Here is a 19,484-nt window from a genome sequence, read left to right on the forward strand (position 1 = left end):
TGGGGGTCCGGGTGCCCCGGGGCGTGGCCCCGGGGCACCCGGACCGGTGGTGCGGACGGCGGGTCAGGCGCCCAGGGCCACGACCCCGGGCAGCTCCTTGCCCTCGATGAACTCGAGGGAGGCGCCGCCGCCGGTGGAGATGTGCCCGAACTGGTCGTCGGAGAACCCGAGGTTGCGCACGGCCGAGGCGGAGTCGCCGCCGCCGATGACGCTCATCGCGTCCGAGGCGACGATGGCCTCGGCCACCGCCCGCGTGCCCCCGGCGAAGGCCTCCATCTCGAACACGCCCGCGGGGCCGTTCCAGAACACCGTCCTGGCACCGCGGATCCGCTCGGCGAACAGCTTCGCCGACTCGGGCCCGATGTCCAGGCCGAGACCGGAGGAGCCGATCTCGCCGTCCTCGATGGCGTCGACCGGGCGCACCTCGTGGGCGGCGTCCGCGGCGAACTTCTCCGCGTACACGATGTCCACGGGCAGGACGATCTCGGTGCCGGCCGCGGAGGCCTTCTCGAGGTAGTCCTTGACGGTCCCGATCTGGTCCTCCTCCAGCAGCGACCCGCCCACGGAGTGACCCTGGGCGGCGAGGAACGTGAAGACCATGCCGCCGCCGATGAGAAGCGAGTCGGCCTTGCCGATGAGGTTCTCGATCACCGCGAGCTTGTCCGAGACCTTGGACCCGCCCATGACCACCACGAAGGGCCGCTCGGGGGCGGAGACCACCGTGGTGAGCACGTCCAGCTCGCGCTTGACGAGGTCACCCAGGTAGGCCGGGAGCCGGTGGGCGATGTCGAACACGGAGGCGTGCTTGCGGTGCACCGCGCCGAAGGCGTCGTCCACGTAGGCCCCGTCCGCGCCCGTCAGGGCGGCCAGCTCGTCCGCGAAGGCGCCGCGCTCGGCGTCGTCCTTCGAGGTCTCGCGGGGGTCGAAGCGCACGTTCTCGATCACGAGCACCTCGCCGTCGGCCAGGGCCTCGGCCTTCGCCCGGGCGTCCTCCCCGACCACGTCGGAGGCGATCAGCACGGGGAAGTCGGCCAGCTCGGCCAGCCTCCGCGCGGCGGGGGCGATCGAGTACTGGGGGTCGACCTGTCCCTTGGGCCGGCCGAGGTGCGCCATCACGATGACGCGGGCCCCGGCGTCGGCCAGCTTCTTCAGCACCGGCAGGGACGCGCGGACGCGCCCGTCGTCGGTCACGGTGGAGCCGTCCAGGGGGACGTTGAGGTCGGAGCGGACCAGGACGCGGCGCCCGGCGACGCCGTCGGCGATCAGTTCGTCAAGTGCATGAGCCATGCCACTCACCCTACCCCGGCGGCGTCGCGCGGCGACGGGCTCAGAGCTGCGCGCCGACGTGGGAGACGACGTTGACGAGGCGGGAGGTGTAGCCCCACTCGTTGTCGTACCAGGCGATGACCTTGACCTGGTTGCCGATGACCTTCGTCAGCGGGGCGTCGAAGATCGTGGAGATGCTGTCGCCCTGGATGTCGGAGGAGACGATGGGGTCCTCGGTGTACTTGACGATGCCCTTCATGGCGCCCTCGGCGGCCTCCTTCATGGCGGCGTTGACCGACTCGACGGTGACCTCCTTCTGGGCGTCGAAGGTCAGGTCCACGACCGAGCCGGTGGGCACGGGCACGCGCACCGCGAAGCCGTCCAGCTTGCCCTTGAGCTCGGGCAGCACGAGGCCCACGGCGGCGGCCGCGCCGGTGGTGGTCGGCACCATGTTGAGGGCGGCGGCGCGGGCACGGCGCAGGTCGCTGTGCGGTCCGTCCTGCAGGTTCTGGTCCGCGGTGTACGCGTGGATGGTGGTCATCAGGCCGCGCTCGATCCCGAACGCGTCGTTGAGGACCTTCGCCATGGGGGCGAGGCAGTTGGTGGTGCAGGAGGCCGCCGAGACGATGTTCATCGAGGCGCCGTCGTAGCTGTCGAGGTTGACACCGGGCACGAAGGTGCCGTCGATCTCCTTGCCGGGGGCGGAGAGGACGACCTTCTTGGCGCCGCCGTCCAGGTGGGCCTTGGCCTTGGTGCCGTTGGTGAAGCGGCCGGTCGACTCGACGACGACGTCCACGCCGAGCTCGCCCCAGGGCAGCTTGGAGGGGTCCGGCTCGGCGAGGAACTTCACCGCACGGCCGTCCACGCTCATGGTGTCGCCGTCGAGGGTCACCTCGCCGGGGAACCGGCCCATGATGGAGTCGTACTTGAAGAGGTGGACCAGGGTCTCCGGGTCCGTGAGGTCGTTCACGGCCACGACCTCGATGTTCTGGCCCTGCTCGCGCGCCGCGCGGAGGAAGTTGCGTCCGATGCGTCCGAAGCCGTTGATGCCCACTCGAATGGTCACTGGGTTCTCCTGTGTAGGTCGGGGTCTGGATCGTGGAACCGCCCCCATTCTACGTGGTTATCCCTGGGATGTCTTGGGGTCGTGAAAGATTCACCCCGCATTCATCCCCAAACCCACACAAACCAACATCCGGGAGCGCAGACCCTCGCAACGACAGACAACGCCACGGAGCCGTGCTCACGAAGCAGAGATCCTGACGCCGTGGTCCCGGTCCCCGGCGCCGCGACCCGGCGCCGGGCCGGCTCAGGACGGCAGGGCGTCCGCGGCGACCCCGGCGTCGGTGCCGGGCAGGTTCAGCTCCTCCGCCCGGCGGTCCGCCATGGCCAGCAGCCGGCGGATCCGGCCCGCCACGGCGTCCTTGGTGAGCGGGGGGTCCGCGAGCCGGCCGAGCTCGTCGAGGCTGGCCTGCTTGTTGGACAGGCGCAGCTCCCCGGCCTGCCGCAGGTGCTCCGGCACCTCGTCGCCGAGGATCTCCAGGGCCCGCTCCACCCGGGCCCCGGCGGCCACGGCGGCCTGCGCGGAGCGGCGGAGGTTGGCGTCGTCGAAGTTCGCGAGGCGGTTGGCCGTGGCGCGCACCTCCTTGCGCATCCGCCGGTCCTCCCACTGCAGCAGCGTCTGGTGCGCGCCCATCCGGGTCAGCAGCGCGGCGATCGCGTCCCCGTCCCGCACCACCACGCGGTCCACGCCCCGCACCTCGCGGGCCTTGGCGAGCACGCCGAGGCGCCGGGCCGCGCCCACGAGCGCGAGCGCGGCCTCGGGGCCGGGGCAGGTGAACTCCATGGCCGCGGAGCGGCCGGGCTCGGTGAGGGACCCGTGGGCGAGGAAGGCCCCGCGCAGCACCGCCTCGGCGTCGGCCACGGCCCCGTTGACCACCGCGGGCGGCAGCCCGCGCACGGGCCGCCCGCGGGAGTCGAGCAGGCCCGTGCGCCGGGCGAGGGCCTCGCCGTCCTCGACGACGCGCACCACGTAGGAGCTGCCGCGCCGCAGCCCGCCGCCCGAGACGACCATGATCTCGCTCTCGTGGCCGAAGACCTCGTGCACGGCGCGGCGCACCCGGCGCGCCGTGGCGCCGAGGTCCACCTCCGCCTCCACGACGATGCGCCCGGAGACGATGTGGAGCCCGCCCGCGAAGCGCAGCAGGGCGGAGAGCTCCGCCCGCCGTTCCGAGGACCTCTTGATCTCGAGGCGGGAGAGTTCTTCCTTGACCGATGCCGTCAGGGCCACGCGGTTCCTTTCCTGGGGATGTCGGGGGGGGTGGAGTGTGGGGCGGGGATCAGCGGTGCCGCTCGAAGATCTCCTGGTAGGCCGCCGCGAGCCGCAGCGTGTTGTGCACGGCGGTGCCGGGGTGGGCCCGAACGTCGGCGTAGAAGACCTCGGCGCCCAGGCCGCGGGCGACGGCCTCGAGGTCGGCGCCGTCCTCGGTGGCCGAGGGGTCGGCGAGGACCACGTCGAGGGTCAGCTCGGGGCAGTAGGCGTGCAGCACCCGCAGGTGGTCGGCGGCGGTCTTCCCGCGCGTCTCGGTGTCCGGCGAGAGGTTCAGGGTGACGCAGCGGCGGGCCCGGGAGGTGCAGATCGCCTCGCGCAGCTCGGGCAGCAGCAGGTGCGGGAGCACGGAGGTGTGCCAGGACCCCGGTCCCATGACCACCCAGTCCGCGAGCCCGACCGCCTCGACCGCCTGGGGGCACGCCGGGGCGTCGGGGGGCACGAGCCGGACGTTGCACACGTCCGGCTGCTTGGCCAGCACCGCCTGACCCGTGATGGTGCGCACCGCGCCGGGGTCCTGGCCGTCGCAGCCTCGGCCGGCGGACGCGCTGTCCGGGACGTCGCCGGCGATGACCAGCGGCTCCGTGGACATCGGCAGCACCCGGCCGCGGGCGCCGAGCAGGGCACCGGCCCACTCGAGACCCGCGACCGGGTCCCCCAGCAGCTCCCAGAGCGTGACGATGAGCAGGTTGCCGAGGGCGTGGTTGTCGAGGGTCGTGGACCGGTCCGCCGTGGAGCTGAACCGGTGCTGCATGACGTCGCGCCAGGTCCGGCCCCACTCGGAGTCGTCGCACAGCGCGGCGAGGGCCATCCGCAGGTCCCCCGGGGGCAGGACGCCGAGCTCGTCGCGCAGCCGTCCGGAGGAGCCGCCGTCGTCGGCGACCGTCACCACCGCGGTGAGCGCCGGGGTGATCCGGCGCAGGGCGGCGAGGTTCGCGGAGAGGCCGTGCCCGCCGCCGAGGGCGACGACGGACGGGCTGGTGTCCCCGGGCCGGCGGGCGGAGGGGTCCGGGGAGTGGTGCGGGTCGACGTCGGCGCCGCTGCTGAGGGGCAGCCGGGGGAAGGCGCCGGTGGGTGGGATGGTCATCGGGGGTCCAATGCGGGTGAGGGCGAGCCGGTCACTCCCGGCCCATGTCCCGGTGCTGGATGCTGACGGTCACGAGCGGCAGCTTGGCGAGCCTGCGGGCCACCTCCTCGCTCACGGCCACGGAGCGGTGCTTCCCGCCCGTGCAGCCGATCGCGATGGTGGCGTAGTGCTTGTTCTCCGTACGGTATCCCGCGAAGACGGGTTCGAGCATGGCGACGAACCGGTCCACGAACTGCTGGGGGCCCTCGTCCTGGAAGACGTAGTCCCGCACCTCGTCGTCCTTGCCGGTGCGGGGGCGCAGGGACGGGACCCAGTGCGGGTTGGGGATGAAGCGGACGTCGGCCACGTAGTTGGCGTCCGCGGGGACCCCGTACTTGAAGCCGAAGCTGAGCACGGTCAGGCGCAGCACCACCGGCCCGTTGGTGGAGAACAGGTCGGCCACGGCCCGGGAGAGCGCGTGCACGTTGAAGCCGGAGGTGTCCAGGACCACGTCGGCGGACTCCCGCAGGTCCGTCAGCAGGGCGCGCTCGGCGCGGATGCCGTCGAGGATCCGGCCGCCGGCCTGCAGCGGGTGCGGGCGGCGCTGGTGCTCGTAGCGCGAGACCAGGACGTCGTCGGCCGCGTCGAGGAAGAGCACCGAGAAGTCGACGTCGGACGCCTCGAGGGCGGCCAGGGTCTCCTTCATGTCGTTGAACAGGGCCTTGCCGCGCACGTCGATGACCACCGCCAGCTTGGGCAGCGCCTGCGGGGTGCGGGAGACGAGGTCGGCCAGGGTGTGCAGCATCTGCGGCGGGAGGTTGTCGACCACGTACCAGCCGAGGTCCTCCAGGGCGTTGGCGGCCGTGCTGCGCCCGGCCCCGGACATGCCCGTGACCACGAGCAGCTCCGAGCTCGTCGGCTTCGCGTGGTCCGTGCCGTCGGCCGTCCCGAGGTCCGTTCCGGCGGTGTGCTCGCTCATGTGCGCTCCGTCTCCCGTCGTCCTGCCCTGTGCCTGGTGGTCCGTGCCCGGTGCTCCACGTCCGCCGGCCCCGGTGCCCCGGTGCCGGCCGGGTCCTCGCGGCGGTCCCGCCCCAGCCTAGCCAAGTCGGGCGGGCGCCGCCGCGACCTCGCTCACGGGAGCACCTCGCCGGTGGTCATGTTGACCGCGGGGGCCGCGGCGTCCCCGGCGGCCTGCAGGGCGGCGGCGACCTTCTCGGCCAGGGTCCGGCCGAAGCCGGGCACCTGCTCGATGTCCTCCACGCGGGCGGCCCGCAGCTTCTTGACGGAGCCGAAGTGCTTCAGCAGCGCCTTCTGCTTGGCCGGCCCGACCCCGGGCAGCTCGTCGAGCACGGAGACCGTCATGGCGGAGGAGCGCTTCTTGCGGTGGAAGGTGATGGCGAAGCGGTGGGCCTCGTCGCGGATCCGCTGGAGCAGGTAGAGACCCTGGCTCGCGCGCGGCAGGATGACGGGGAACTCGTCGTCCGGCACCCACACCTCCTCGAGGCGCTTGGCCAGGCCGACCACGTGCACGTCCTCGATCCCGAGGTCGTGCAGGGCGCGGGCGGCCGCGGCGACCTGGGGCGGTCCGCCGTCGACGACCACGAGGCTGGGCGGATAGGCGAACCGCGCCCGCTCCGGGGCCTCGGTCCCGGCCTCCACCTGCCCGGTGCGCGGCCCGGCGGCCTGCCGCTCGGCCTGCTCCTCGAGGTGGCGGCGGAAGCGCCGGGAGATGACGTCGTACATGGACGCGGTGTCGTCCCGTGCGGCCTCGCCGGTGACCGAGAACTTCCGGTAGTCGGCCTTGCGGGGCAGCCCGTCCTCGAAGACCACCATGGAGGCGACCACGTTGGTCCCCTGCACGTGCGAGATGTCGTAGCACTCGATGCGCATCAGCGGCACCGGGATGTCGAGGGCCTCCTGCAGCTCTTGGAGGGACGCGGAGCGGGTGGTGATGTCGCCCGCCCGCCGGGACTTGTGCAGCTTGAGGGCCTGTCGGGCGTTCTCCTGCACCGTCTCCATCAGGTGCGCCTTCTCCCCGCGCTGCGGGACGGCGATCGAGACCCGCGATCCGCGCAGGCCCGAGAGCCACTCCTCGAGCCGGTCGGTGCTGTCGGCGGGCTCGGAGAGCAGGACGGTGCGGGGAATGGCGTCCTCCCGGTAGGCGAGCTCGGCGGAGGGCCGGTGCTTGGACCCGCCGGGGACCGTGGGCGCGGCGGCCTCGGCGCTCTCGGCGGCGTCCGTGGCGGTCTCGCCGTAGACCTGCTCGAGCAGCTGCTCGAGCAGCCGTCCGCCGTCGGCCTCCTCGACCTTCTCCGTGACCCAGCCGCGCTGGCCGCGGATGCGCCCGCCCCGGACGTGGAAGACCTGGACGGCGGCCTCGAGCTCGTCCTCGGCGAGCGCGAAGAAGTCCGCGTCGGTGCTGTCGGAGAGCACCACGGCGTTGCGCTCGAAGGCCTTCTCGAGGGCGGCGATGTCGTCCCGGCGCGCGGCGGCGGTCTCGAAGTCCATGGCCTCGGCGGCCTCCTGCATCTGCCGCTGCAGCTCCTTGATGAAGGGGGTCGCGTGCCCGGCCATGAACCGGCACAGGTCCTCCGCGAGGGCGTAGTGGTCCTCCGCGGAGATCCGCCCCACGCAGGGGGCGGAGCACTTGTCGATGTAGCCGAGCAGGCAGGGCCGCCCGGACTGCTCGGCGCGCCGGTAGACGCCCTGGGAGCAGGTGCGGATCGGGAAGACGCGCAGCAGGGCGTCGAGGGTCTCGCGGATCGCCCAGGCCTGCGAGTAGGGGCCGAAGTAGCGGTTGCCCTTCTTCTTCTCCCCCCGTACCACCTGGGCCCGGGGCACCCTCTCGGCCAGGGTCACAGCGAGGTAGGGATAGGACTTGTCGTCCCGGTAGGCGATGTTGAACCGGGGCGTGAACTCCTTGATCCACGTGTACTCGAGCTGCAGGGACTCCAGCTCGCTGCCCACCACGGTCCACTCGACGCCGGCCGCGGTGGTGACCATGGCCCGGGTCTTGGGGCTGAGGGCGTGCGGGGGCGCGAAGTAGGAGCTCAGCCGGTTGCGCAGGTTCTTGGCCTTGCCCACGTAGATGACGCGCCCGTACTCGTCGCGGAAGCGGTAGACCCCCGGGTCGGTCGGGATGTCCTGGCGGGCGGGGCGGTAGCTCTCCGGATCGGCCACAGTCCGCCCTCAGCGGCCGGTCGGGGCCGGGGAGGTGTACCGGGCCAGCAGCTCCCCGAGCTCGGCGGCGTCCCGGGCCACGGCGGCGAAGCCGGTGCCCAGCTCGTCCTCGTCGGCGAAGCCCCACGCGACGCCCAGGCAGTCGATGCCGTGGGCGGCCGCGCCCTCGGCGTCGTAGCGGCGGTCCCCGATCATCACGGTGCGCGCCGGGTCCGGGGCGTCCACGCCGAGCCGGCGCAGGGCCGCGCCGATGATCGCCGGCTTGTCGTGGGCCTGGCCGGCGCGCGGGGCGGCCGCGGCGTCGTCGGCGGCGCCGGAGACGGTCTCGAACCAGCGGGCCAGCCCGAAGCGCTCGACGGCGAGCTCCGCCGTGGGCTCGGGCTTCTGCGTGGCCACCGCCATCCGCACCCCCGCGCCGTGCAGGCGCTCCAGGAGCTCCTCCACGCCGGGGTAGACACGGGTCTGCGCGAGCCCCTCGGTGCGGTAGCGGGCCCGGTAGGTGGCCACCACCGCGGGGATCTCGTCCTCCGGGACGTCGGTGAAGGTCCGCAGCGAGAACCCCACGGGCGGGCCCACGAACCGGCGCAGGTCCTCGGGCACGGCGTGGCCGTGCTCGGCCAGGGCCCGGGCGATGCCGCCGGTGATCGCCCCGGCGGGATCGAGCAGCGTGCCGTCGAGGTCCCAGAGCACCACGGGGGCGGTCATCGGGCGGCCCCCGCGGGACGCTCGCCGAGCACCTCGGCGAGGAACCGGCCGGTGTGGCTGTCCGTGTTCCGCGCCACCTGCTCCGGTGTCCCCTCGGCCACGACCTGCCCGCCGCCGGAGCCGCCGTCCGGGCCGAGGTCCACGATCCAGTCCGCGGACTTGATGACGTCCAGGTTGTGCTCGATCGTCATCACGGTGTTGCCCTTGTCCACGAGCCCCTGCAGCACGAGCAGCAGCTTGCGGATGTCCTCGAAGTGCAGGCCGGTGGTGGGCTCGTCCAGCACGTAGATGGAGCGGCCGTTGGAGCGCTTCTGCAGCTCCGCGCCCAGCTTCACGCGCTGGGCCTCGCCGCCGGACAGGGTCGTGGCGGGCTGTCCCAGCCGCACGTAGCCCAGGCCGACGTCCACCAGGGTGTTCAGGTGCCGGGCGATGGGCCCGAAGGCCTTGAAGAACTCGGCGGCCTCCTCGATGGGCATCTCCAGGACCTCGGCGATGGTCTTGCCCTTGTAGTGCACCTCGAGGGTCTCCCGGTTGTACCGCGCGCCCTTGCACACCTCGCACGGGACGTAGACGTCCGGCAGGAAGTTCATCTCGATCTTGATCGTGCCGTCGCCCGAGCAGGCCTCGCAGCGCCCGCCCTTGACGTTGAAGGAGAACCGGCCGGCCTGGTAGCCGCGGACCTTGGCCTCGGGGGTCTCGGCGAAGAGCTTGCGGATGTGGTCGAACACGCCCGTGTACGTGGCGGGGTTGGAGCGCGGGGTCCGCCCGATCGGGCTCTGGTCCACGTGCACCACCTTGTCCAGCAGGTCCACGCCGTCGATCCGCTTGTGCCGGCCGGGGACCTGCTTGGCCCCGTTGAGCTTGTTGGCCAGCGCCGTGTAGAGGATGTCGTTGACCAGCGTGGACTTCCCGGACCCGGAGACCCCCGTGACGGCGGTCAGCACGCCCAGCGGGAAGGACACGTCGATGCCGCGCAGGTTGTTCTCCCGCGCGCCGACGACCTTGAGCATCCGCTTGCGGTCGATCGACCGCCGCTGCTCGGGCACCCGGATGGCCCGGCGCCCGGAGAGGTAGTCCGCGGTGATGGAGCCCTCGTTGGCGAGCAGCTCCGCGTAGGTCCCGGAGTGCACCACGCGCCCGCCGCGCTCGCCGGCGCCCGGGCCGACGTCCACGATCCAGTCGGCCTCGCGGATGGTGTCCTCGTCGTGCTCGACCACGATCAGGGTGTTGCCCATGTCCCGCAGCTTGGTGAGCGTCTCGATGAGCCGGCGGTTGTCCCGCTGGTGCAGCCCGATGGAGGGCTCGTCCAGGACGTAGAGCACGCCCACGAGCCCGGCCCCGATCTGGGTGGCCAGGCGGATGCGCTGGGCCTCGCCGCCGGAGAGCGTCGCGGCGGCGCGCTCGAGGTTGAGGTAGTCCAGGCCCACGTCCACGAGGAAGGTCAGGCGGGACTGGATCTCCTTGAGCACCTGCTCGCCGATCCTCGTCTCGCGGGTGCTGAGCTCGAGGTCGCGGAAGAACGCGTGGGCCTCGCGCATGGGCATGCGCGTGGTCTCGGCGATGTTCCGCCCGCCCACGGTCACGGCGAGCATGGTCGGGTTCAGCCGGGCGCCGTCGCAGGCCGGGCAGGCCACCTGGCGCATGTACTGCTCGTAGCGGTCCTTGGCGTTGTCCGACTCCGTCTCGGCGTGCTTGCGCTTGATGTAGCCGATCACGCCCTCGAAGCCCTGGGTGTAGCGGCGCTCGCGGCCGAACCGGTTCCGGTAGGCGACGGTGACCTGGTAGTCCTTGCCCTCGAGGATCGCCTTGCGCGCCTTGGCGGGCAGCTTGCCCCACGGGGTGACGAGGTCGAAGCCGAGCTCCTGGCCCAGTCCCGCGAGCAGGCGGTTCCAGTACTCGCTGGTGGCCTTGCCGAGGGACCACGGGGCGATCGCGCCCTCCACGAGGGAGAGGTCGGGGTTGGGGACCACGAGGTCCTCGTCGACCTCGAGGCGGGAGCCGATGCCGTCGCACTCGGGGCACGCGCCGAACGGCGCGTTGAAGGAGAAGGAGCGGGGCTCGATCTCGTCGGCCTGCAGGGGGTGCTCGTTGGGGCACGCGAGGTTCTCGGAGAACGGGCGGCGCAGCTCCAGCGGGTGGGCGATCTCCTCGTCCGTGCGGGGTACGAGCTCCACGACGACGCGGCCCTCGGCCAGGCCCAGCCCGGTCTCCACGGAGTCGGTCAGGCGCTGGCGGATGCCCTCCTTGACGACCAGCCGGTCCACCACCACCTCGATGGTGTGCTTGAACTGCTTCTTGAGCTTGGGCGGGTCCGAGAGCTGGACCGTCTCCCCGTCCACGGTGGCGCGGGAGAAGCCCTTGGCGGAGAGCTCCTGGAACAGGTCCACGAACTCCCCCTTGCGCTCGCGCACCACGGGGGCGAGCACCTGGAAGCGGGTCCCGTCCGGCATCTCGAGGAGCTGGTCCACTATCTGCTGCGGGGTCTGCTTCTCGATCGCCTCGCCGCACTCGGGGCAGTGCGGGTGGCCGATCCGCGCCCACAGCAGGCGCATGTAGTCGTAGATCTCGGTGATCGTGCCCACGGTGGAGCGCGGGTTGCGCGAGGTCGACTTCTGGTCGATGGACACCGCCGGGGACAGGCCCTCGATGAAGTCGACGTCCGGCTTGTCCACCCGGCCCAGGAACATCCGGGCGTAGGAGGACAGGGACTCGACGTAGCGGCGCTGGCCCTCGGCGAAGATCGTGTCGAAGGCCAGCGACGACTTCCCGGAGCCGGACAGCCCGGTGAACACGACCATGGCGTCGCGCGGCACGGTCAGCGAGACGTTGTCGAGGTTGTGCTCGCGCGCGCCCTGCACCACGATCTCGGTGAGGTCGGAGCGGCCGGCGGGCCGTGCGGTGGCGGTGGTCACGGGCCCGTCGAGGGCTTCGGAGGGCTCGGTCGACGGGTTCATGACCAGGGTGGACGTGGGGATCGGCTCAGACACGCCCTCCACTGTAGTACCGGCCCCGGACATCGGGGCGGGCTCCGTGGGCGGCTTCACACCCGGTCCACGGGGCCGGTGGTCAGGTCCTCGCGGACCCGCTCACGGGCAGCTCCGCCGCGGACGGAGTCCTCCGGTGCGCGGACGGAGTCCTCCGGCGCACGCGGGGAGCTCTGCGGGCCGGTCGCGGCGCCGTCCGTGAGCGGACCGGTCCCCTCCGGGCCCGGGCCGGCCGCGGCCTCCTGCTGCCGGCGCCGGAGCTCCCGGGCGTCGAGGCTGCGGGTGACGACCGTGAGCCGGCCCGTCTCGGGGTCCACCTCGACGATGTCCACGGTGCGGCGCAGCGGGACCTCCTTGATGAGGAGCACCGCGAGCAGCGTCACCAGGGACGCCACGGCGGCGACCAGGAACACGAGCCCGGTGCCCGTGCCGTAGGCCTCGCGCACCACGCCCTCCACAGAGGCGGGCAGCGACTCCAGGTCCATGGTGGGACTGTCCGCGGCGGCGGGGTCCCCGCCGCCGGCCCGGGTGCCGGCGGCCAGCTGCCCGGCGAGGTGGGCGCTCATGAGGGCGCCGAAGACGGCGACCGCCACGGCCCCGCCCATGGTGCGGAAGAACGCGACCGAGGAGGACGCCGCCCCCATGTCCTTGAGGCCCACGGTGTTCTGCACGGCCAGGACCAGGTTCTGGTTCAGCGCGCCGATGCCCAGGCCCACGAGGAAGATGAAGACGCTCACCGCCCACAGCGCGGTGTCGTGCGTGAGGGTCGCGGCGAGGAACAGGCCGGTGGACATGAGCACCGCAGCGACCACCAGGACGATCTTCCACCGCCCGTAGCGGGTGATCAGCTGCCCGGCGACCGTGGCGCCCACGAGGGAGCCGAACACCTGCGGGAGCATCAGCATTCCCGCCATGGTCGGGCTGAAGCCCTGGCCGAGCTGGAAGTACTGGCCCAGGTACGTGGTCGAGGCGAACATGGCCCCGCCGGTGGCGATGGCCGCGAGGATGGCCAGCGCGGTGGTGCGCTCGGTGACCACCCGGATGGGCAGCACGGGCTCGGCGGCGCGCTGCTCCACGAGCACGAACAGCACGGTGCCCACGAGCGCGGTGGCGGCCAGGGCCGCCGAGGTCGGCGAGACCCACGCGAACGTGCCCGGCTGCCCGGCCAGGGAGACCCACAGCAGCAGCGCGGAGGCGGAGACGACCAGCAGCGCGATGCCGAGCCAGTCGATGCTCACCTTCCGGGGCGCCTGCGGCGGGATCTGCAGGGTGCGGTGGACGAGCACCGCCGCCAGGACCGCCAGGGGGGCCGGGATGAGGAACACCCAGCGCCAGCCGAAGAGGTCCACGATGAGCCCGCCGAGCAGCGGGCCGGCGGACGTGGCCACGGCCATCACGGCGCCCATGTAGCCGGCGTAGCGGCCGCGCTCCCGGGGCGGGATGATCGTGCCCATGATCGTCATGGCCAGGGCCACGATCCCGCCCATCGCCACGCCCTGGACCACGCGGGCCAGCACGAGGAACTCGACGGTGGGGGCCAGCCCGGCCATGGCGGAGCCGAGCACGAAGATCACGATGGACAGCTGGAGCAGCTTCTTCTTGTCGAAGAGGTCCGCGAGCTTGCCCCAGACGGGCGTGGTCGCGGCGTTGGCCAGCAGGGTGCCGGTGACGGTCCAGGACAGGGAGGTCTGGTCCCCGCCGAGGTCGGCCATGATCACGGGCAGCGCCGTGCCGATGATGGTGAGCGTGACCATCGCCATGAAGAACACGGAGAGGATCCCGGTCAGCGCCCGCAGCACCTCCTGGTGGGAGGCGCCGGTGCCCCCGCCCGGTGCGGTGGTCGGTTGCGGTGACGTCATGGTGCGGTCGGCTCCTCGTGCTCTCGGTCTGCGTGCTCTCGGTTCGCGTGCGCTCGGTCGGCGTGCTCCGGCTCGCGGTGGTCCCGGCAGGACGTCGTGCGCTCCACGCCCAGGGAGTCCAGGAAGACGGTGGTGATCTCGTTGATGGCCCCGCGGCTCGCGCGGGCCTGGTCCTCGTCCCAGCCCTCGAGCCGTGCGGCGAGCCGCTGGGCGTCCTGCTCCAGGACGGCCCGCACCTGCTCGCGGCCCTCCTCCGTGATGGCCACGAGCGCGGCGCGCCCGTCGTCGGGGTCGGGGGTGCGCTCCACGTGGCCGCCCTCCTCGAGGACGGCCAGCTGGCGGCTCAGCCCCGACGGGCCGAGCCCGGTCTCGGAGGCCATCACGGTGGCCCGCCGCGGACCGTTGCTGTCGAGGTAGTACAGCAGGGCGATGGCCGTGGGGTTGAGCCGGCGCTGACCGGCGTCGGTCTTGGTGACGCGCTTCATGACCCGCTGCAGCTCCAGCAGGTCGCGCACCAGGTCCACGGCGGTGTCGTGGGAGACGGGCACCGGGGCTCCTCGGGGGTCGGGGACGGGTCGGGACGACGACGGGGCACCCGGTCCGCACTCCCCGTCGTCCTGCGCGGGGGCCGCGTCGCCTGCGACGCGGGCACGGTGCCACCGGATGCCCTGATGATTTGTTGCCGCACGCAACTTTATCGGAGCGGCGGCCGGTGCACAACGGCACCGGCCGTGCCGTCGGACACACCGCCGCCCGGCCCCGCGGACCCCGGGGGCCGGGACCCCGCGCCCCGGCCCGGGGTCCCGGCCCGTTCCCGGGATTGGCGGGCGCCGGTGCACGGGAGTACCTTCGTGCTCATGATCGCAACGAAGACGGAGGTCACCGACCTCGCCGAGGTCACGATTCGCCGGATCTCCGTGAGCGAGATGGACAACAACGTCTACCTCCTCACGTCCAAGGACGAGGGCACGCAGGTCCTCATCGACGCGGCCGACGACGCCCGGGCCATCGCGGGCCTCGTGGGCGCCGGCAACGGCGACTGCTCCAACGCCTACGGCAACCTCCAGCTCATCATCACCACCCACTCGCACTGGGACCACGTCCGCGCCCTCGAGGAGGTCCGCTCCCGCTCCGAGGCCATGACGGCCTGCGGCGGCGACGACGAGTCCGACATCGCCGTGCCCATGGACCTGACCTTCGAGGACGGCGACACGGCCGAGTTCGACGGCTTCGACCTCGAGGTCATCGGCCTGCGCGGGCACACCCCGGGCTCGATCGCGCTGGTCTACCGCGACCCCGAGGGCCCGGCGCACATCTTCTCCGGCGACTCCCTGTTCCCCGGGGGCGTCGGCAAGACCGACAGCCCGGAGGACTTCCGGCAGCTGATCGACGACGTCACCGAGCGCATCTTCGAGCGCTTCGACGACGACACCGTGGTCCACCCCGGCCACGGCCGGCCCACGACCCTGGGCGCGGAACGCCCGCACCTCGAGGAGTGGCGGGCCCGCGGGTGGTGAGCGCCGGTCCCGGGACCGGGACCGCCGCGCCCGACCGGAGCGCCTACGCCGCCGTCCTGATCTTCCCCGTCCTCGTGCTCGCGGGCGGTCTCGTGGGGTTCCTCGCCCCCGGCACCGTGGACGGCCTGTCCGGGTGGATCAACCCCCTGCTCGGCGTGGTCATGTTCGGCATGGGCCTGACCCTGCGGCCCGTGGACGTCGCGCTGGTGGCGCGGCGGCCGCTGCCGGTCCTGCTCGGCGTGGCGGCCCAGTACGTGGTCATGCCCCTCGTGGCGCTGCTCGTGGTGGCCCTGCTGCGCCTGCCGCCCGAGCTCGCCGCCGGCGTGATCCTGGTGGGCTGCGCCCCCGGCGGCACCGCTTCCAACGTGGTCGCCTATCTCGCCCGCGGCGACGTGGCGCTGTCCGTGGCCATGACCTCCATCTCCACGCTGCTCGCCCCGCTGCTCACTCCCCTGCTCACGCTGTGGCTGGCCGGGCAGTACCTGCCGGTGGACGGCGGGGCCATGGCCTGGTCCATCACCAGGATCGTGCTCCTGCCCGTCGTCGCCGGTCTCGCCGTGCGCCTGCTGGTGCCCCGCCTGGTCGAGCGCTCCCTGCCCGTCCTGCCGTGGCTGTCGGTCGCGGCCATCGCCCTGATCGTGGCCGTGGTGGTCTCCGGCAGCGCGGACCGGATCGTGGAGGCCGGCCTGCTCGTGCTCGCGGCCGTGGCCCTGCACAACGTCCTCGGCTTGGCCCTCGGCCACCTCGTGGGCCTGGTGACGCGCCAGCCGGTCGCGGTGCGGCGCAGCACCGCCGTGGAGGTGGGCATGCAGAACTCCGGGCTGGCCGCCGCGCTCGCCACCCAGTACCTGAACCCCCTCGCCGCCCTGCCGGCGGCGGTGTTCTCGGTCTGGCACAACCTCTCCGGGGCGCTCTTCGCCCTGCTCTGCCGCCGCGCGGACGCCCGGACCGCACGGCGGCTCCCAGCATCCTGAGAATCGCCGGGGCCGCTGTGCGCGGGAGCGGGCCTCGGCTACCGTGAGCCCATGACCTTCGCCGCGCCCCGCGTCCCGGCCACGACCGCCGAGCGTCCCGGCGCGGCACCCCGGGAGGCCCTCGAGGCCGTCCGGTGCGCGCCCACCGTCCTCGACGGCATCCGCCGGGCGGACGGCCTGCGGAGGGCGGCCCAGGAGCAGCCCGCAGAGGCCTTCCCCGTCCTCGTGGAGGGCGTCCGCCGGCGCGACGACCACGTCACGGCGATCGCCTCCGTCCACGCGCTGGCCGTGGTGCCCGGTCCCCGGGCGGAGACCCTGCTCACCGCGCTCCTCCGGGACGACGAGCCGTGGCTGCGCGAGCACACCGCCTGGGCGCTCGCCGACCGCGCTCCCCTGCCCGGCGCCGTCGCCTCCCTCACCGGCCTCGTCGCCGGCGGCGGCTTCCCCGGCATGCTCGCCCAGCGCACCCTCCAGGCGTGGGCCCCCGCGGCCACGAGCACGGTGGCCGCCGCCCTCGAGCACGCGCTCGCCGGCGCCGCCGATCCCGGACCCCGCACCAGGCTCGCCGAGACCCTCGGACTGGTCCCCGGGGAGAGGACCGCCGCACTGCTCCGGGCCCTGGCCGCCGATGCCACGGAGGACCAGGATGTGCGCGGCGCCGCGCTCGAGGCCCTGGTGGACCGGTGTCCGGCCGGCTCCGACGCCGTGAGCGGCCTCGTGGAGCTCGCCCGGGCCTGCACGCAGGAGGGCGGGCCCCTCGCCGCGGTGGCCCGCCTCGCCCTGGCGGAGCTGCTCGCTCCGGCCGGGGCGGGTCCGGTCCGCGAGCGCGACGGGCTCACCGTCCTGCAGTCCTTCCTGCACGCGGAGATCGACCGCGACCTCACCTTCTCCGGGCGGGGCGACAACGGCGGGATCGCCACGCTGCTCGCCCAGCTCGGCGACGCCCTCAGCGCCGGCCGCACCCGCGGCGGGGTGACGCGCGTGGTGACGGTCTCGCGCGGCACGCACGACGCGTGCCGGGAGGCGCCACCCGGCCCGGCGGGGCCCGGGCACGTCTTCGACGTCGTCCCCTTCGCCGGTCCCCCGGTGCACATGGCGGACGCCTGGCCCCGGCGGGTGGCCGCGGAACGGGGGCTGCGGCGCGTGCTGCGCCGGGCGGGTCCCGTGGACGTGGTGCACCTGCGGATGGCGGACGTCGGCTCGCTGGCCGCCGCCGCGGTCGCGGCGGAGCACGGCATCCCGTGGGTGCTCACCATGGCCCCCGACCCGCACGCGCTCGTCGCCGCGCGGGAACGGGCCGGCACGCTGACCCGCGCCGGCTTCGGCGCCGCCGACCACGTGGAGCACCTGTGGTTCCGGGTGCGCCTGCTCGCCGACCTCGCCGCCGGGGCCGAGCACCTCGTGCTCTTCCCGCGCCCGGACCTGGCCACGGACGCGCGCGAGCTGCTCGGCGTGGACCCGGACGACGCCGCGCGGTGCACGGTGGTCCCCGAGGGCATCGACCTCGGCGCCGTGGAGCGTGCCGCCGAGCAGGCCCGGCTCGGCACCGGTCCCCGGCTGGCGGAGCTGGACGCCGTCCTCTCGGCCCTGCCCGCCGCGCGGCGCGGGCTGCCGCTGGTGGTCACGGTGGGCCGCCTGCACCGGGTCAAGGGCACCGCCACGCTCGTGGAGGCGTGGGCGGGTGACGCGCAGCTGCGCGCCCGGTGCAATCTCCTGGTGGTGGGCGGGGACCTCGTCTCCCCCTCCGTGGACGAACGCGAGCAGCTCGGCCGCATCGACGCCGTGCTCCCCCGCGCCGGGGCCGCGGGCGCCGGCCTGCTGCTGGCCGGCCACCGGCCCCACGGCACCGTGGCCGTCTGGCTCGCCGCCGTGCTCCGCGGCCGGCCGGGCCTGTCCTCCCCGGCCGGCGTCTACGTCTGCGCGAGCCTCAAGGAGGAGTTCGGGGTGGCGCTCGTCGAGGCCCTGGCCGGCGGTCTCCCGGTCGTGGCGCCCGACGCCGGGGGCCCGGCGACCTTCGTGGCGGACGGCGTGACCGGCGTCCTCACCGCCACCCACGACCCCGCCGCGCTGGCCCGGGCCGTGGGCCGCGCTCTGGACCTGGCGGCCGGCCCCGACGCGGAGCGCGCGGCCGGGACGGCCCGCGCCATGGTCCGCGAACGCTTCAGCATCGAGGTGATGGCCACCGCCCTCACCGCCGTCTACGACCGGGCCGCGGCACGCGCGGCCGACAGGAGCCCCACCCCGTGACCCTGCTCGTGATCAGCCCGGACTACGCGTCCCACCTGTTCCCCCTCGCCACCCTGGCCACCGCGTGGCGCGACGCCGGTGAGCGGGTGGTCGTGGCCACCGGCCCCGCGACCGCCGCCATCGCCCGGGACTTCGGCTTCGACGTGGAGCTGCTGCCGCTGGGCCGCGGGTCCAACCCCGGGGTCATCCGGGCGGAGGAGCAGCCGCCCGGGGAGGACGAGGCGCTGCGCGGGTTCTTCGCGGCGACCCGCCGCGGCCCCGCCGAGACCCTGTCCTTCCAGGCGCGGGCCCGGCGCGACGACCTGCTCTGGGACCCGCTCGGCACGGCCCGGCGGGTCCAGGGCGTGGTGGACCGCGTCCGGCCCGACCAGGTGATCGTGGACCACCTGGCCTTCGCCGCCCGCCTGGCGCTGACCGGCTCCGGCGTCCGGCACGCGGACGTGGTGCTCGGCCACCCCTCGGCGCTGACGGTGGCCGACGAGGTGTACGGGCACCCGCCCGCCTGGCCCGGCCGGCTGCGCCCGTCCCCCGCCGAGCTCGAGGCGCTGCACCGGCTGTGCTCGTCCGTGCGCGACGAGTTCACGCAGCAGTGGAACGACGCCCTGCAGCAGATCGCCCCGGGGACCCCGGCGAGCGCCGACGCGTTCGCCGAGACCGGCGACGAGCTGCTGCTCAACTACCCGGGCGAGCTGCACGACGAGCACCGCACCCGGGCCCTGCCCGAGCACACGTTCCTCGGGTCCGCCGTCCGGGAGGAGGCCGAGGACCCCGAGGTGGCCGCGTGGCTGGCCGGCTCCGACCGCCCGGTGGTGTACATCAGCCTGGGCAGCTTCCTGTCCGTGCGCGGGGACGTGCTGGCCCGGGTGGCCGAGGCCCTCCGGGGCCTGGACGTGCGGGTGGCCCTCGCGGCCGGCTCGACCCGGCCCGCCGAGCTGGGCCCGCTGCCGGACTCCTGGCTGGTCCGGGGCACGCTGCCGCAGGTGACCCTGCTGCGCCGGGCGAGCGTGGCGGTCTCCCACGGCGGGAACAACAGCGTGACGGAGGCGCTCACCGCCGGGGTGCCCCTGCTCCTGCTGCCGATGTCCACGGACCAGTTCGCCGGGGCCGCGGCCCTCGAGGCGGCCGGTCTCGGGACGGTCCTCGACCCCAACGCCCTGACCGCGGACGAGGTGCGGGACGCCGTGGCCGAACTGCTGGACGAGGGCCACGCGCGGCGGGGGACGCTCGAGGACCTCCGGCACGACCTCACCCGCCGGCCCGGCCCGGCGCGGGCGTTCGCGGCCCTTGTCGGGTGAGCCCCCGGCCGCGCCGGGCGACCGTGCCCTCCCGGGCGGCCGGTCCGCGCCAGGCGACCGGT

14 protein-coding genes are annotated in these 19,484 nt (G+C 73.9%); 4 read left to right on the forward strand and 10 right to left on the reverse strand.

Going from position 1 to position 19,484, the window contains the following annotated elements:
- Positions 1-63 precede the first annotated feature (63 nt).
- The 10 genes from QYM41_RS05725 to QYM41_RS05770 form a co-directional block, all read right to left on the reverse strand.
- Positions 64-1,287, reverse strand: a complete 1,224-nt coding sequence (locus tag QYM41_RS05725; RefSeq protein WP_368798788.1) for a phosphoglycerate kinase — start codon at positions 1,285-1,287, stop codon at positions 64-66.
- Positions 1,288-1,327: 40 nt separating this feature from the next.
- Positions 1,328-2,332 carry a type I glyceraldehyde-3-phosphate dehydrogenase gene (gene gap / locus QYM41_RS05730; RefSeq protein ID WP_368798789.1) on the reverse strand — a complete coding sequence of 335 codons (1,005 nt, stop codon included), beginning with the start codon at positions 2,330-2,332 and terminating at the stop codon, positions 1,328-1,330.
- Between the two features lie 243 nt (positions 2,333-2,575).
- Positions 2,576-3,556: a DNA-binding protein WhiA gene (gene whiA / locus QYM41_RS05735; RefSeq protein ID WP_368798790.1), complete on the reverse strand. Its 981-nt coding sequence runs from the start codon at positions 3,554-3,556 to the stop codon at positions 2,576-2,578.
- A 49-nt stretch (positions 3,557-3,605) separates the two neighbouring features.
- Positions 3,606-4,682 carry a gluconeogenesis factor YvcK family protein gene (locus QYM41_RS05740; RefSeq protein ID WP_368798791.1) on the reverse strand — a complete coding sequence of 359 codons (1,077 nt, stop codon included), beginning with the start codon at positions 4,680-4,682 and terminating at the stop codon, positions 3,606-3,608.
- A gap of 31 nt (positions 4,683-4,713) precedes the next feature.
- Positions 4,714-5,640, reverse strand: coding sequence for an RNase adapter RapZ (gene rapZ, locus QYM41_RS05745; protein WP_368798792.1), 927 nt, complete (start codon positions 5,638-5,640; stop codon positions 4,714-4,716).
- A gap of 152 nt (positions 5,641-5,792) precedes the next feature.
- Positions 5,793-7,841: an excinuclease ABC subunit UvrC gene (uvrC, locus tag QYM41_RS05750; protein WP_368798793.1), complete on the reverse strand. Its 2,049-nt coding sequence runs from the start codon at positions 7,839-7,841 to the stop codon at positions 5,793-5,795.
- Positions 7,842-7,850: 9 nt separating this feature from the next.
- Positions 7,851-8,546, reverse strand: coding sequence for an HAD family hydrolase (locus QYM41_RS05755; RefSeq protein ID WP_368798794.1), 696 nt, complete (start codon positions 8,544-8,546; stop codon positions 7,851-7,853).
- Positions 8,543-11,500, reverse strand: a complete 2,958-nt coding sequence (gene uvrA, locus QYM41_RS05760) for an excinuclease ABC subunit UvrA (RefSeq protein ID WP_368798928.1) — start codon at positions 11,498-11,500, stop codon at positions 8,543-8,545. The genes QYM41_RS05755 and uvrA overlap by 4 nt, the downstream gene beginning before the upstream one ends.
- Before the next feature lie 86 nt (positions 11,501-11,586).
- Positions 11,587-13,389, reverse strand: a complete 1,803-nt coding sequence (locus tag QYM41_RS05765) for an MDR family MFS transporter (RefSeq protein ID WP_368798795.1) — start codon at positions 13,387-13,389, stop codon at positions 11,587-11,589.
- Positions 13,386-13,937, reverse strand: a complete 552-nt coding sequence (locus tag QYM41_RS05770; protein WP_368798796.1) for a MarR family winged helix-turn-helix transcriptional regulator — start codon at positions 13,935-13,937, stop codon at positions 13,386-13,388. The genes QYM41_RS05765 and QYM41_RS05770 overlap by 4 nt, the downstream gene beginning before the upstream one ends.
- Positions 13,938-14,246: 309 nt before the next feature.
- On the opposite strand from QYM41_RS05770, the gene QYM41_RS05775 reads away from it, so the two are divergent.
- From QYM41_RS05775 to QYM41_RS05790, 4 genes are read left to right on the forward strand one after another with little or no spacing between them, the layout of a single operon-like run.
- Positions 14,247-14,906 carry an MBL fold metallo-hydrolase gene (locus tag QYM41_RS05775; RefSeq protein WP_368798797.1) on the forward strand — a complete coding sequence of 220 codons (660 nt, stop codon included), beginning with the start codon at positions 14,247-14,249 and terminating at the stop codon, positions 14,904-14,906.
- Positions 14,900-15,880 carry a bile acid:sodium symporter family protein gene (locus tag QYM41_RS05780; RefSeq protein WP_368798798.1) on the forward strand — a complete coding sequence of 327 codons (981 nt, stop codon included), beginning with the start codon at positions 14,900-14,902 and terminating at the stop codon, positions 15,878-15,880. Before QYM41_RS05775 ends, QYM41_RS05780 begins: the two co-directional genes overlap by 7 nt.
- Before the next feature lie 51 nt (positions 15,881-15,931).
- The gene (locus QYM41_RS05785; RefSeq protein WP_368798799.1) at positions 15,932-18,127 is read left to right on the forward strand and encodes a glycosyltransferase; all 2,196 of its coding nucleotides are present in this window, start codon (positions 15,932-15,934) and stop codon (positions 18,125-18,127) included.
- A complete protein-coding gene (locus QYM41_RS05790) occupies positions 18,124-19,422 on the forward strand; it encodes a nucleotide disphospho-sugar-binding domain-containing protein (protein ID WP_368798800.1) in 1,299 nt (432 codons plus the stop codon). Before QYM41_RS05785 ends, QYM41_RS05790 begins: the two co-directional genes overlap by 4 nt.
- Positions 19,423-19,484 lie beyond the last annotated feature (62 nt).

This window comes from Kocuria oxytropis, from assembly GCF_040981195.1.
Lineage (GTDB): Bacteria > Actinomycetota > Actinomycetes > Actinomycetales > Micrococcaceae > Kocuria > Kocuria oxytropis.

Excerpts from the sequence above, each read along its gene's own strand:
- QYM41_RS05725 (WP_368798788.1), bottom strand. The coding sequence starts at position 1,287 with ATGGCTCATGCACTTGACGAACTGATCGCCGACGGCGTCGCCGGGCGC.
- QYM41_RS05740 (WP_368798791.1), bottom strand. The coding sequence starts at position 4,682 with ATGACCATCCCACCCACCGGCGCCTTCCCCCGGCTGCCCCTCAGCAGC.
- rapZ (WP_368798792.1), bottom strand. The coding sequence starts at position 5,640 with ATGAGCGAGCACACCGCCGGAACGGACCTCGGGACGGCCGACGGCACG.
- QYM41_RS05755 (WP_368798794.1), bottom strand. The coding sequence starts at position 8,546 with ATGACCGCCCCCGTGGTGCTCTGGGACCTCGACGGCACGCTGCTCGAT.
- uvrA (WP_368798928.1), bottom strand. The coding sequence starts at position 11,500 with ATGAACCCGTCGACCGAGCCCTCCGAAGCCCTCGACGGGCCCGTGACC.
- QYM41_RS05765 (WP_368798795.1), bottom strand. The coding sequence starts at position 13,389 with ATGACGTCACCGCAACCGACCACCGCACCGGGCGGGGGCACCGGCGCC.
- QYM41_RS05775 (WP_368798797.1), top strand. The coding sequence starts at position 14,247 with ATGATCGCAACGAAGACGGAGGTCACCGACCTCGCCGAGGTCACGATT.
- QYM41_RS05785 (WP_368798799.1), top strand. The coding sequence starts at position 15,932 with ATGACCTTCGCCGCGCCCCGCGTCCCGGCCACGACCGCCGAGCGTCCC.